Source organism: Burkholderia puraquae (assembly GCF_002099195.1).
GTDB lineage: Bacteria > Pseudomonadota > Gammaproteobacteria > Burkholderiales > Burkholderiaceae > Burkholderia > Burkholderia puraquae.
Genome location: NZ_NBYX01000039.1, coordinates 22,192 through 35,674 on the forward strand (window position 1 = coordinate 22,192; position 13,483 = coordinate 35,674).

Here is a 13,483-nt window from a genome sequence, read left to right on the forward strand (position 1 = left end):
CGTATCCGGACCCGATTGCAGGCGCGCCCCCCAACGCGCGCCGGCTGACACGGCAAGCGCGCATCGGCGCGCAGGACAGGAGACATCACCATGACGAACGTGGACCGCAACGCGTCCCCGATGATAGAGAAGCACACGATCGGCTATGTGCCGCCCGCGGAACGCCACGGCAAGGTGCGCGATCTTTTCACGCTCTGGTTCGGCGGCAACATCGCGCCGCTGCCGATCGTGACCGGCGCGCTTGGCGTGCAGATTTTCCACCTGAACCTGATGTGGGGCATCGTCGCGATCGTCGTCGGCCAGGCGGTCGGCGGCGTGCTGATGGCGCTGCATTCGGCGCAGGGGCCGCAGATGGGCATCCCGCAGATGATCCAGAGCCGCGCGCAGTTCGGCTCATGGGGAGCGCTGCTCGTCACCGTGATCGCGGCCGTGATGTACGTCGGCTTCTTCGCGTCGAACATCGTGCTCGCCGGCAAGTCGGTGCACGGCATCGCGGCGTCGGTGCCGGTGCCCGTCGGCATCGTGATCGGCGCGGTGGGCTCGGGGCTGATCGGCATCGTCGGCTACCGGTTCATCCACATCCTGAACCGGATCGGCACGTGGGTGCTCGGCATCGGGATCCTGGTCGGCTTCTGGATGATCCTCACGCACGTGACGACCGACGATTTCCTGACGCGCGGCGGTTTCAACTTCGCGGGATGGCTCGCGACGGTGTCGCTGTCGGCGTTGTGGCAGATCGCGTTCGCGCCGTACGTGTCGGACTACTCGCGCTACCTGCCGGAGAACGTCGGCGTGGCGTCGACGTTCTGGGCGACCTATCTCGGCTGCACGATCGGCTCGACGCTCGCGTTCATCTTCGGTGCGGTCGCGGTGCTCGCGGTGCCGGCCGGCGCGGACGCGATGGATGCGGTCAAGCAGGCGACGGGCCCGCTCGGCCCGCTGATGCTCATGCTGTTCCTGTTGAGCGTGATCAGCCACAACGCGCTGAACCTGTACGGCGCGGTGCTCGCGGTGATCACGTCGGTGCAGACGTTCGCATACAAGTGGATTCCGACCGCGAAGGCGCGTGCGGTGGTGTCGGTCGTGATTTTCGTCGCGTGCTGCTACGCGGCGATCGGCGCATCGACGAACTTCGTCGGCAACCTCGTCGATCTCGTGCTCGCGCTGCTCGTCGTGCTGGTGCCGTGGACGGCGATCAACCTGATCGACTTCTACGTGATCCACAAGGGCAAGTACGACATCCAGTCGATCTTCATGGCCGACGGCGGCGTATACGGCCGCTTCAATCCGCAGGCGCTGCTCGCGTATGCGATCGGCATCCTCGTGCAGATTCCGTTCATGAACACGCCGATGTATGCAGGCCCGATTCCCGCGCATCTCGGCGGCGCGGACCTGTCGTGGCTCGTGGGGCTGGTGCTGACGTCGCCGCTGTACTACTGGCTCGCGACGCGCGACAGCGCGTACCGGCGCCGGCAGACGGGCGCGCACCTGCCGTCGTCGGCGGCGCGGTAAGCGGGTCGTCGTTCGGCGCGATCGAGGAAAGCGGCCGCCGCATCGGTAGCGATGCGGCGGCCGCGAGCGGAGAGGCAGGGGCGGCAGGAGGGAGCGGTGCGCGGCGTGTCGTGTCGCGCCGTGCGCCGCAACCCTGCCTGCCCGCGGGTCAGACCACCGCCGAGCGCGTGACGTGCACCGGCACCGACTTGTACGACGGCGTGCCGCTTTCCTTGTCGATGTAGTCGAGCGGCACGAGCACGTTCGCTTCCGGGTAGTACGCGCCGACCGACCCCGGCGCGATGTCGTACTCGATCGCGGTGATCTTCTCGAGACGCAGCGTGCGGCCCGATGCGGTGATCGTCTGGATGTCGACGAGGTCGCCGTGTTCGAGCCCGTACTTCGCGAGATCGGCCGGGTTCATGAACAGCACGTCGCGCCGCCCGAACACGCCGCGATAGCGGTCGTCGAGCCCGTAGATCGTCGTGTTGTACTGGTCATGGCTGCGCAGCGTGATCAGCCGCAACACCTGCTCGCCGCCGAGCACGTCGGCATCTTCCTTCACCCCCTTGTAGACCGAGAACATCGCCTTGCCGGTCGGCGTCGGCCACACGCGCTCGGTGGGCGGAAGCGGCAGGCGGAAGCCGCCCGGCGTGCGGATGCGCTCGTTGAACGCCTCGAAGCCGGACACCGTGCGATCGATCAGGTCGCGGATGCGGTCGTAGTCGGCGATCAGGTCGAGCCATGCCACCTTGCTTGCCGGCAGCGTTGCATGCGCGATCCCCGCGACGATCGCAGGCTCCGAGCGCAACTGGTCGGACGCGGGCTTGAGCTTGCCGGCCGACGCATGAACCATCGACATCGAATCCTCGACGGTAATCGACTGCCGGCCGGTTGCCTGCATGTCGAGCTCGGTGCGGCCGAGCACCGGCAGGATGAAGGTTTCCTTCGCGACCAGCAGGTGCGAGCGGTTCAGCTTGGTGCCGAGATGCACGCTCAGGTCGAGCTTCGCCATCGCCGGGAACGACTGCTCGGGATCGGGCAGCGCGACTGCGAAGTTGCCGCCGAGGCACAGCAGCGCCTTCGCGCTGCCGTCGATCATCGCCTGCATCGCCTGCACCGCGTCATGGCCGTGATGCGCGGGCGGCGTGAAGCCGCACACGTCCTCGATCTTCTTCAGGAACTCGGCCGACGGCTTCTCGGTGATGCCGACCGTGCGGTTGCCCTGCACGTTCGAGTGGCCGCGCAGCGGGCAGACGCCGGCGCCGGGCTTGCCGATGTTGCCGCGCATCAGCAGCAGGTCGGCGATCAGGCGCACGGTTGCGGTGCCCTTGTTGTGCTGCGTGACGCCCATTCCGTACGTGATGATCGTTGCGTTCGACTTCGCGTACGCGAGCGCGACCTGTTCGAGCTGCGCCTGGCTGAGCCCGCTCGCGCGCTCGATGTCGTCCCACGACGTGGCTTCGAGATCGGCCGAGAATGCATCGAAGCCGTCGGTATGCTGCGCGATGAAGTCGCGATCCAGCACGTCGCCGCGTTCGGCCTCGAGCTGCAGCAGCGCCTTCATGATGCCCTTGAGCGCGGCCGCGTCGCCGCCGGCGTCGACCTGGTAGTACGTCGACGCGATCCGCGTCGAGCCGAACGACGCCATCTCGATCATGTCCTGCGGATCCGCGAAGCGTTCGAGCGCGCGCTCTCGCAGCGGGTTGAACACGATGATCGGCACGTTGCGCCGCGAGCATTCGTGCAGCGTACCCATCATCCGCGGGTGGTTCGTGCCGGGGTTGTGGCCGATCGAGATGATCAGCTCGCAGTGGTCGAAATCTTCCAGCGACACGGTGCCCTTGCCGATGCCGATCGACTGCGGCAGGCCGACGCTGGTCGGCTCGTGGCACATGTTCGAGCAGTCGGGGAAGTTGTTGGTGCCGAGCTCGCGGGCGAACAGCTGGTACAGGTACGCGGCCTCGTTCGACGCGCGGCCGGACGTATAGAACTCGACCTGATCGGGCGGCAGCGCGCGCAGCACTTCGCCGATGCGCGCGAATGCATCGTCCCATTCGACTGCACGGAACGTGTCGGTCGCGCGATCGTAGACGAGCGGATGCGTGAGCCGGCCCATGTTCTCCAGCTCGTAGTCCGACATGCGCAGCAGCGACGACACGGTGTTCGCCGCGAAGAATTCGGGCGTCACGCGCTTGGTCGTCGCTTCCCACGTGACGGCTTTCGCGCCGTTTTCGCAGAACTGGAACGTCGACTTGTGTTCCTTGTCGGGCCACGCACAGCCGGGGCAGTCGAAACCGTCGGGCTGGTTGGTCCGCATCAGCACGATCGGCGCCTCGATGGTTTCCATTTGCGTGCGCACCGCATCGGCTGTCGCGCGAAGCGCGCCCCAACCACCGGCGGGCCCGTCATACTTCCTGATGCCTGGCACTTCGCGTCGATTTGTCATGTGATTCTCCATCTGCCGTACCCGGTGCGGGCGGCTCGGTTTGCGCCGTGTCGCGGCGTGGGGCGGCTCCGTCCGGTGGACGGAGCCGGTCATGCGTGCCCCGCGTGGCAGGGCATGCGGGGTTTCAGTGCGCGTCCTTCTTCGCGCCGGACGACTTCTTGCCGGACGGCTTCGCGGCAGGCGCGGGCGGCGGCACGTCGGCGGGTGCATCGCCGTCCTTCGCGTCGCCGCTGGCCTTGGCTGCCTTGCCGTTCGGTTTCGCCTTGCCGTCGGCGTCCTTCTTCGCTTCAGGCGCCGCGAGCTTGTTGAACTTCACTTCGTCGCCGGCCTTGTCGTAATCGACTTCGCACCGGTCGCCCGACTGCAGCCGGTCGGCGAGGATCTCCTTCGCGAGCCGGGTCTCGATGGTCTGGCGGATCTGGCGCTTCAGCTCGCGCGCGCCGAACTCCGGCTGGTAGCCGGCTTCGGTCAGGTGCTCGACGAGCGAGTCGCCCATCACGAGCGTGATGTCCTGCGCGGCGGCCGTGCGCACCACGCGGTCGAGCTGGATCTGCACGATCGAGCGGATGTTCTCCTTCGACAGCGCGTGGAAGACGATCACCTCGTCGATCCGGTTCAGGAACTCGGGGCGGAAATGGCCCTTCAGCACCTGCATCAGTTCCTCGCGGATCGCCTTGTCGGTCTTGCGCGCGGCTTCCGGTTGCGTGAGGTTGTCCATGATGATCGCGGCGCCGAGGTTGCTCGTCGCGATGATGATCGTGTTGCTGAAGTCGACCACGCGGCCCTTGCCGTCGGTCAGGCGGCCGTCGTCGAACACCTGCAGCAGCACGTTGTAGACGTCCGGGTGCGCCTTCTCGATCTCGTCGAGCAGGATCACGCTGTACGGGCGGCGCCGCACGCGCTCGGTGAGCTGGCCGCCTTCCTCGTAGCCGACGTAGCCGGGCGGCGCGCCGATCAGCCGCGCGACCGCGTGCCGCTCCATGTACTCGGACATGTCGATGCGGATGATCGCCTGCTCGTCGCCGAACACGGTCTCGGCGAGCGCCTTCGCGAGCTCGGTCTTGCCGACGCCCGTCGGCCCGAGGAACAGGAACGTCGCGATCGGCCGGTGCGTCTGGCCGAGCCCCGCGCGCGACAGCCGCACGGCATCGCTGACGGCCACCACCGCGTCGCTCTGGCCGACCACGCGCTCGCGCAGCTGCTCTTCCATTTTCAGCAGCTTCTGGCGCTCTTCCTGCGTGAGTTCGGATACGGGGATGCCGGTCAGCCGCGATACGACCTCGGCCACGGATTCAACCGTCACCTCGAGCGTCTCGGAACCCGTCTTGCGCTGCCACGCCTCCATCATCTCGTCGACGGTCTTCTGCTTCGCGTTGATCTGCTCCTCGAACTGCTTCGCTTCGTCGAAGCGCTTGCGCGACGTCGCGTAGTCCTGCTCGCGCTTCAGTTGCGCGATCTGCGCTTCGCCTTCCTGGATGTCGACCGGGCGCGACGTCGCGCCGATCCGCACGCGCGCGGCGGCCTGGTCGATCAGGTCGATCGCCTTGTCGGGCAGGAAGCGCGACGTGATGTAGCGGTCGGCGAATTCCGCGGCCGCGACGAACGCGTCGTCGGCGAACGTCACCTGGTGGTGCGCCTCGAGGCTGTCGCGCAGCCCGCGCAGGATCACGATCGTCTGCTCGACGCTCGGCTCCGGCACGAACACCGGCTGGAAGCGCCGCTCGAGCGCCGCATCCTTCTCGATGTACTTCTGGTATTCGTTGAGCGTCGTCGCGCCGATCAGGCTCAGCTCGCCGCGCGCGAGCGCGGGCTTCAGCACGTTCGCGATGTCGAGGCCGCCTTCGCCGCCGCCCTGGCCCGCGCCGACGATCGTGTGCAGCTCGTCGATGAACAGGATCAGTTCGTCCTGCTTCGCCGTGACTTCGTCGATCAGCTGCTTCGCGCGCTCCTCGAATTCGCCGCGATACTTCGCGCCGGCTACCATCGAGTTGATGTTGACTTCGACGAGCCGCTTGTCGCGCAGCACCTCGGGCACGTCGCCGTTGACGATCCGCTGCGCGAGCCCCTCGACGATCGCCGTCTTGCCGACGCCCGGCTCGCCGATCAGCACCGGGTTGTTCTTCTTGCGGCGCGCGAGCACCTCGATCGTGCTCTCGATTTCCTGCGCGCGGCCGAGCACCGGGTCGAGCTTGCCCTGGCGGGCGATCGCGGTGAGGTCGCGGCCGAACTTGTCGAGATTCGGCGTGCCGGTCGGCGCGTCGACGCGACCGTCCTCGGCGCCTTTGCCGACCACCTTCACGACCTTCTGGCGCAGCGCCTCGGGCGTCACGCCGTATTTCTTCAGCAGCGTGCCGGCGACGCTGTCCGGCACCGACGCGAGCCCGATCAGCAGGTGCTCGGGGCCGATGTACGAGTGGCCGAGATCGCGCGATGCCTGGAACGCGAACTGCACGGCCTTCTTCACGCGCGGCGAGATCGACAGCTTGTCGAGCGGCGCATCGGGGGCGGCCGTGCCGGTGTGCGCATGCTCGTCGATGTACGACCGGATGTCCTGCGGCGACAGCTTCAGTTCCTTCAGCAGCGCGGCGCACACATCGGTGTCCGCGAGCGCGTAAAGCAGGTGTTCGGAATCGAGTTCGCTGCGGCGCAGCTCGTGCGCCTTCTCGGCCGCGCGTTGCAGCAGCTCGAGCGTCTGCTCGCTGAACGCGTCGGTCGGGTCGACCGATTCGCGTGGAATCTCCGCGGCGAGCGGCGATTCGTCGTCGAGCCCGCCGAACAGCGACGACGAGCCGCCACCGCCCAGCAGCGAATCGAACGGGTTCAGCATGCTCTGATGCCGCATCAGCTGACGGAAGTGGTAGTCGCAGATCGAGATCGTCTTGCGCTCGCCGTCCTGCATCACGGTTGCGCGCGCGACGGCCGGCCGGGCGTGGCAAATATCGCAAAGTGCGGGCATGGTGGTCTGGCTCCTGTCGGTGAAAGTGGGTCGAAGGGTGAAGTCCCGATGCGGTGCGGCGCTTGCGGATCCCGACCGCGAACGCACGACACGCGGCATGGCGGCGCGCGGGCCGCGCCCGGGCTGTCGCGCAGTGCGCGCCGGCGTGGCGCACGGTCGCGGTCGGGTTGGCAAGCACGCGTGCCGGGAGGAGCCCACGGCATCGCTTCGACTGCGTTCAAAATAGCGAATCGGCGGAGGCCATCCAAGACACAGTTCCGCAGCGGCCCGGCGGCGAATTGCACCCTCGCATGCGGGCGCGCACGGGGGGCAAGGAGTACAGACGGGCGGGCGCACCGCGGCGCGGGCGTGCGCGGCGAGTGATCGCAGGAAGCGGGAGAGGGCGGAACGCGAACGGATCGCGGTGCGACATTGGCGCGCAGGGCGCCGGTTGCCGGCGGGGGGGAGGCACCGCGGGCGGGCAGGCGCGACGGAAGCGCCGCAGGGGGAACGTGCTTCGACCGGCTAAGTGAAACCACGCACGCACCGCAGCCGATGCGTGTGTGGTGGCCGAACGAGCGGGCGGGTTGCACGGTCCGGGCCGGACACGGCGCAACCGTGGCGTGCCGCGGTCAGTCCGGGAGCTTCATCGCGAGCCGTTGCCGGGCGATCTGCTTCACGTCCGTCGACAGTGCCGCATCCGTCAGGCCATTGGCCCAGACGGAGAACGAATCCTCGATCAGGTTGCGCGTGTCGGGCGGCAACTCGGCCAGGACCAGCGACATGACGGTGAACAGCACGGCGGTGTCGCCGGCCTGGCTGCCCGCGTTCGCGTCGACCGTCTGCTTCAGGTGATCGACCGACGCTTGCAGCGCCTGCAATGCCTCATTCGAATCGCTCATCACACACTCCATGCAGGATAGGTTCGGTCGGCGACGAACATGCTGCCGGCGGCGCGGCTGGTCGCGCGCGACGCCCGGCGGGCATCGCGCGCAGGCAACCACGGTCAGGCCGCCGTGCTGGCCTGCGGCGCCACGGCCACCGATGCTTCGCTCGTCAGCATCAGGAACGTGAACGTTTCGCGCAGGTACAGGCGGACGACCTTGTCGGTATGGCTCGTGTAGCCGATCGATACGTCTTCCCCGAGATGCAGCTCGTAATCGCCGCCGCGCGTGGACAGCACGCAGCCGCCGCTGATCGCCGGCGCCCAGATGATCTCGCCGCTGACGATCCGCTTGATATGGCCGAGGACCGGATAGCCCTGATCGCGCGCTTCGCTGAGTGCCGTGTAGGCATCCGAGCCGAGCACCACCGAGTACGGGCCGTCGACGCCGGCGAGCCGCAGCGCCTCGAGCGCGTCGCTGATCGCGTCGGGATACGCGCTCACGTCCGCCGGCAGCGTGAGCTTGCGGTTCGACGTGCCTTCGCGGATGCCGACGATGCCTGCCGCCGGGTAGCCGTCGAAAATCGCGTTGTCTTCGGCGAATGCGAGCCGCTGCGCGGCGTCCTTCGCCGGTTGCCAGTCGGCGTCGCGCGCGCCGCGCTCGACGCTGTCGATCGCATCGCGGTTCAGCTCGAACGGCACCGTCAGTTCGACGATCGTGCGGACTTCGCGCAGCCGTGCATTCACGAGCTCGCGCGGCGCGGCGACGTCGACCAGGTGCCCGGTGCCGACGGCCGACAGCTCGGGGCCTTCCGGGCCATCGACGTCGACGACGCGGCGGCCGGCCACCGATCGTTTGAACGTGCGTGCCACTTCCTCCTCGATTTGTTCCCAGGCGGACGCGGAGATCGGGGCGAGTTCGCGGTGCAGGTTATTCATGGGTTCTGGTTGCCTCACGTCAGCGAAAACACTTCATGGTGGGCCGATCGGCTGAGGGGCTGCGCCTGATGTCAGGCATGCCGATCGCGGACGAAAATGCATATTAGCAGGCTCGATTGACACCGCGGCAGCACAAATCGAAACGACCCCGTGCGGTGGCGCAACTGTTATGCAATTCGCGCGTGAGATGGGGCGTGTGCGGGTGCGTAATGTCGCGACCGGATTGCGATACCGGGGATCGTGCCGGCGCTGACGCCGCTCGGGCCGCGCTCGATAACGCGCTCGACCCTTTCCGGTCGACGGCCCATCGCGAGTCGTGCATTCTTGCGAACATTCGTCCGGCAGGGTTGCCCGGGGTTGCGGGAAGCCGGGGGCGGGCGGCGTTCGGTCGCCGGGACTGGGCCCGGATAAGTCATAGGCGCAGCCTATCGAAGCTTCACAACGGGTGGCGGTTATCTGGCATGCAGCAACGGCCCGGGCGGGGCGCTGCCGAACAACGGGCTCTGTATCCTGGTCGGCTGATGCGTCGAGGCGGAGCGCCGAGAGCGTAAGCCCGAGCGCGTAACGGCCTGCACGCGGTGGCATGGCGGAGGGGCAGCCGCAGTGCGGCGCAGCATGTCCTCTCCGCGCGAGCGCACCAATCGACTGAACTGCGGCCGTTCGGACAGGCCCGGCGCGCGGTAGCGCGCCGGACTGCCATCTGCACGTTGCCTTACGACGGAACGCCTTTCAGCGAGCCGATTTTCAGCGAGCCGTCGCGATGCGGCGCGGACGACGACGCTTCCGGCTGCGCGGCATCGGCGGCCGGCGCCGCGCGATCGGCGAGCGCTTCGAGCAGGTCGGCGGACGGCACGAAGAACAGCGAGCCGGTGACTGCGCGGCTGTAGTCGAGCAGGCGGTCGTAGTTGCCGGGCGGGCGGCCGACGAACATGTTCTCGAGCATCTGCTCGATCGGCGCCGGCGAGCGCGCATAGCCGATGAAATAGGTGCCGAATTCGCCTGCGCCCGGGCGCCCGAACGGCATGTTGTCGCGCAGGATCTTCACTTCCTGGCCATCCTCGTCGAGGGTGGTCAGCGAGCTGTGCGAGCACGACGGCTTCACGTCCGGCGCGAGCTCGATGTCGGACAATTTGGTGCGGCCGATGATGCGCTCCTGCGTCTCGACCGCGAGCGCGTTCCAGCCGGCCATGTCGTGCAGGTATTTCTGCACGATCACGTAGCTGCCGCCCGTGAATTCCGCGTCTTCGTCGCCGATCACCGTGAAATCGACCGCTTCGCGGCCTTCCGGGTTCTCGGTGCCGTCGACGAAGCCGATCATCGCGCGCTGGTCGAAATTGCGGAACCCGTGCACCTCGTCGACGACGGTGACGGCATCGCCGAGCGCGCCGAGCAGCTGCGTCGCGAGTTCGAAGCACAGGTCCATCGCTTCCGCGCGAATGTGCAGCAGGATGTCGCCCGGCGTCGCGACCGCGACGCGCTGCCCCGCGCCGAATTCGCGGAACGGATGCAGCGCGGCGGGGCGCGGGTTACCGAACAGCGCATCCCATGCGTCGGCGCCGAAGCCGCACACGCAGGTGAGGTTGCCGCCCGGCACGCGCTTGCCGACCGAGCGCACGAGCGCGGCGATGTTGCCGCACCATGAACGGATCGTGTCGGCGTGATCGGCGCCGGGATGGATCGTCGCCACGAGGAAGATCGCGCTGCGCGTGATCGTGCTGTGAACGGCCTGGGAGAGTGGGGGAGGTGTCTGCATCGTGGCCTGCCGGTCAGTCATGTCGGGACGGAAGTGCCGTGGCGCGTGAAGGCGAACGGTTGAACTGTGTCATGCGACTGTTCTCTTTGTGTCATGCGGATGAAGGACGTTGCGCGGGCCTCGCGCAACGGGCCGCGGCAGGGGCGGCCGGCCGCACGGCGCGTGACCTGCCCGCACCGCGTAACGTCGTCGAGCAAGCAATCTAGCAGCTTCGGCCGGCCTTTGGAACACGTATCGCCCAACTGTCATCCGAATGCGTCAAACAGGGCCGGATTTTGGGCAGGGCCCGCGCAGCTGTACTCCTGGCGCGCGCGGCGCTGTGCTCTTGAGCGTGCGTGCCGCGTGCAGTAGATTAGGTTCCGCTGCGCCCGCCGACGAGGAGCGTCATCATGAACCTGCTGGAAGCGATGCGTGTGTATGTCGCGGTGGTCGAGCATGGCGGCCTGTCCGGCGCGGCGTCCGAACTGCAGCTCGACGAAGCGCAGGTGAGCGAACGGATCGGCGGCCTCGAACGGTATCTCGGCTGCCGCCTGCTGCTGTGCTGCGAGCACGACGACGTCGCCTGCAGCGATGCGGGCGCCGCGTTCCACGTGTGCTGCCGCCGGACGCTGTCCGCGGTCGAGCAGGCGCTCGGCGCGGCCGGCCCGCACGGGCCGGATCTGCCGGGCGCACACGAGACCGCGCATGCCGCCACGCGTGAAGCAACTTTCCCGCCGCCCGGCGCCGTTCAAGCCTCATCACCGCGACTGTCACCTTGAATACGACCACCATTCCCTGCTCGCCGGCCGAGCGCATCCGCCGCCGCTTCGGCCATTTCCTTCACGCGGCCGAACTGGCCGGGTTGATCGTGATCGGGCTCGCGACCGCGTTCGCCATGGCGCAGGAAGCGTGGAAGGTCGTGCTCGCGGGCGAGGTGTCGCTGACCGACCTGCTGCTGATGTTCCTGTATCTGGAAGTGCTCGCGATGGATGTGCGCTACCTGCGGCTCGGCCGGTTGCCGGTGCGGTTTCCGCTGTTCATTGCGATGACGTCGCTCGCGCGCGACCTGATCCTGCGCGGTGCAACCGACAGCCCCGAGCGGATGCTGATGACGACCTTCGGGATCGTGCTGCTCGCCGTCGGCGTGCTGATCCTGAGTTTCGGCCAGCATCGCTTTCCGGCCGACGTCGACGATGTCGAGGAGGATGCGCATGCGCGCAGCTGACGGGCGGGCGGCACGCCTCAGGCATTTTCCATTTCCCTGCAACGAGAGTGCCGGATGAGCACGCATGCCGTCGAAACGAAACTGGCGATCGGCCTGCAGCAAGCGGCGGCGGTCGCCTACCGGCTGGCGCGCGACGCGCGCGATGCCGATCCGGCGCATGCACGCACGCCGTCCGTCGCCGGGCTGCAGCAGGCGGCTGCCGATGCCCATGCCGAGGCGGTGCGCGCACGCGTGGCGGCCACCGGCATCTGAATCGATCCCCGGCGCGCCGCATGTGATGCGGCCGCTGCGCCTGCAACTGCAACTGACCATCCAACCGAGCGAGGTGTCGAATGACCAAGCAACTGATCGTCGCCGTGTTCGGCAGCGTCGACACGGCCCGCCAGGCCGCGAACGATTTCGAGGCGCTGTCGGACAAGCATGAAGGATTCCACATCGAGAACGGCGTCGTCGTCGAGAAGGACGCGACCGGCAAGCTCGCGGTGCTCGACGCCGAATCGCGGCCGTTCAAGGGCGGCGTGATCGGCGCGATCGCAGGCGGCTTGCTCGGCCTGCTCGCCGGGCCGCTCGGCGTGGTCACCGGCATGGCGGCCGGCGCGGGGGCGGGCATTCTCGCGGAAGCGGCCGGCAACGTGCTGCTCGACGGCACGTTCGTCGAGACGATTGCGGCACGGCTCGTGCCCGGCAGTGTCGCGATCATCCTGGAAGCGAAGGAGGACACGCCGTTCTCGGTCGACAACGTCGTGACGGGGTTCGGCGGCAAGGTGTTCCGCCAGACGCTTGATTGAGACCATCCTTTTCGAACGGCTTCGGGAGAACCGCATGCGCATCGATCAATCGTACCGGCGCTTCGACATTGCAGCGACGCTGTCCCCGCTGCCCGGCAACCGCGCGATCGCGACCGTCGACGTGACGACCGACGATCCCGCCCGCATCGCCGATCTCGGCACCGGGCAATTCCTGCAGATCCGCAAGTGGGTCGAGTCGAACGACGTCGCGATGCTGACGGTGGTGTTCGACGAGTGCAAGGTCGCGATCGATCACTACGCGGACAACGTCGACGACGCTTGAGTGCACGCGCGGCCCGCGCACGACCGGGCTTCGCATGATGGCTGCCCGACGGCCATCGGCAATACGCGATGACGCGCGCCGGTGCAGCACCCGGCGAACGGTTGCCGCGCGCTCGCGCGGGGCCGCGCCGTCGCGTTTGAATCTGTTCACCACGCCGGCCGGATTTCACGTTTCCTCGCCAAACTGTCACTTACATTCGTCGAAATGACGCAGTAGGATGCCGAACCTTGTCTTGATGAGATTCGCATTGCTATCCGCCTTCAATTTCGATAACGGACGAGGTTCGCACCGGGACACCCGCGCCCGGGCACGGCTATCCGGCTTCGTGCACCGGCGCGGCCATGCCGCCCATGCATCGCAGGCCGGTTCACCGCTGGCGGGGCGAGGCGGATGAAGCTCTACGAGAAATTTGCAAACGACATAGAGAGACTCATCCGGCAAGGGGTATATCGACACGGCGATCGCGTGCCGTCGGTGCGGCAGGCGAGCCAGCAGCACCGGATCAGCATCACGACCGTGCTGCACGCGTATCTGCTGCTCGAAAGCCGCGGGCTGCTCGAAAGCCGGCCGCAGTCGGGCTATTTCGTGAACCTGCGGCGCGACGACGGCCATGCGCCGGTGCGCGAGCTGCGACCGTCGAAGCCGATCGCGATCTCGTCGTCGGTCGACGTGAGCCGGCTCGTGCTGTCGACGCTGCGCTCGATCGGCACGGACGACGCGGTGCCGCTGGGCTCGCCGTATCCGGACCCGAGCCTGTT

Annotated in this window: 12 protein-coding genes; 7 read left to right on the forward strand and 5 right to left on the reverse strand. The window is 67.7% G+C overall.

Features of this window, described 5'->3' with window-relative positions; translation table 11 throughout:
- The first annotated feature begins 90 nt into the window (after positions 1-90).
- The gene (locus B7G54_RS36510; protein WP_085043525.1) at positions 91-1,512 is read left to right on the forward strand and encodes a purine-cytosine permease family protein; all 1,422 of its coding nucleotides are present in this window, start codon (positions 91-93) and stop codon (positions 1,510-1,512) included.
- 148 nt (positions 1,513-1,660) lie between these two features.
- On the opposite strand, the gene B7G54_RS36515 is transcribed toward B7G54_RS36510, so the two are convergent.
- The 5 genes from B7G54_RS36515 to B7G54_RS36535 all read right to left on the reverse strand — a co-directional run bounded on the left by B7G54_RS36515 (position 1,661) and on the right by B7G54_RS36535 (position 10,471).
- The gene (locus tag B7G54_RS36515) at positions 1,661-3,940 is read right to left on the reverse strand and encodes an FdhF/YdeP family oxidoreductase (protein ID WP_085043526.1); all 2,280 of its coding nucleotides are present in this window, start codon (positions 3,938-3,940) and stop codon (positions 1,661-1,663) included.
- Between the two features lie 124 nt (positions 3,941-4,064).
- A complete protein-coding gene (locus tag B7G54_RS36520) occupies positions 4,065-6,896 on the reverse strand; it encodes an ATP-dependent Clp protease ATP-binding subunit (RefSeq protein WP_085043527.1) in 2,832 nt (943 codons plus the stop codon).
- Positions 6,897-7,507: 611 nt separating this feature from the next.
- The gene (locus B7G54_RS36525; RefSeq protein ID WP_085043528.1) at positions 7,508-7,777 is read right to left on the reverse strand and encodes a hypothetical protein; all 270 of its coding nucleotides are present in this window, start codon (positions 7,775-7,777) and stop codon (positions 7,508-7,510) included.
- Positions 7,778-7,881: 104 nt separating this feature from the next.
- Positions 7,882-8,697, reverse strand: coding sequence for a family 1 encapsulin nanocompartment shell protein (locus B7G54_RS36530; RefSeq protein ID WP_085043529.1), 816 nt, complete (start codon positions 8,695-8,697; stop codon positions 7,882-7,884).
- 712 nt (positions 8,698-9,409) lie between these two features.
- Positions 9,410-10,471 carry a Dyp-type peroxidase gene (locus B7G54_RS36535; protein ID WP_085043530.1) on the reverse strand — a complete coding sequence of 354 codons (1,062 nt, stop codon included), beginning with the start codon at positions 10,469-10,471 and terminating at the stop codon, positions 9,410-9,412.
- Between the two features lie 368 nt (positions 10,472-10,839).
- Here B7G54_RS36535 and B7G54_RS36540 point away from each other — a divergent pair, with 368 nt between their 5' ends.
- The 6 genes from B7G54_RS36540 to B7G54_RS36565 all read left to right on the forward strand — a co-directional run.
- Positions 10,840-11,208 carry a helix-turn-helix domain-containing protein gene (locus B7G54_RS36540; RefSeq protein WP_085043531.1) on the forward strand — a complete coding sequence of 123 codons (369 nt, stop codon included), beginning with the start codon at positions 10,840-10,842 and terminating at the stop codon, positions 11,206-11,208.
- Positions 11,205-11,654 (forward strand): phosphate-starvation-inducible protein PsiE, encoded by a 450-nt coding sequence (locus B7G54_RS36545; RefSeq protein WP_085043532.1) that lies wholly within the window; start codon positions 11,205-11,207, stop codon positions 11,652-11,654. The genes B7G54_RS36540 and B7G54_RS36545 overlap by 4 nt, the downstream gene beginning before the upstream one ends.
- A gap of 54 nt (positions 11,655-11,708) precedes the next feature.
- Positions 11,709-11,906, forward strand: coding sequence for a hypothetical protein (locus B7G54_RS36550; RefSeq protein ID WP_085043533.1), 198 nt, complete (start codon positions 11,709-11,711; stop codon positions 11,904-11,906).
- An 80-nt stretch (positions 11,907-11,986) separates the two neighbouring features.
- Positions 11,987-12,442, forward strand: coding sequence for a DUF1269 domain-containing protein (locus B7G54_RS36555; protein WP_085043534.1), 456 nt, complete (start codon positions 11,987-11,989; stop codon positions 12,440-12,442).
- Positions 12,443-12,476: 34 nt separating this feature from the next.
- Complete coding sequence (locus B7G54_RS36560) at positions 12,477-12,725, forward strand: hypothetical protein (RefSeq protein ID WP_085043535.1); 249 nt, start codon at positions 12,477-12,479, stop codon at positions 12,723-12,725.
- Positions 12,726-13,115: 390 nt separating this feature from the next.
- The coding region (locus B7G54_RS36565; protein WP_133059264.1) for a GntR family transcriptional regulator at positions 13,116-13,483 on the forward strand (368 nt) is incomplete at its 3' end.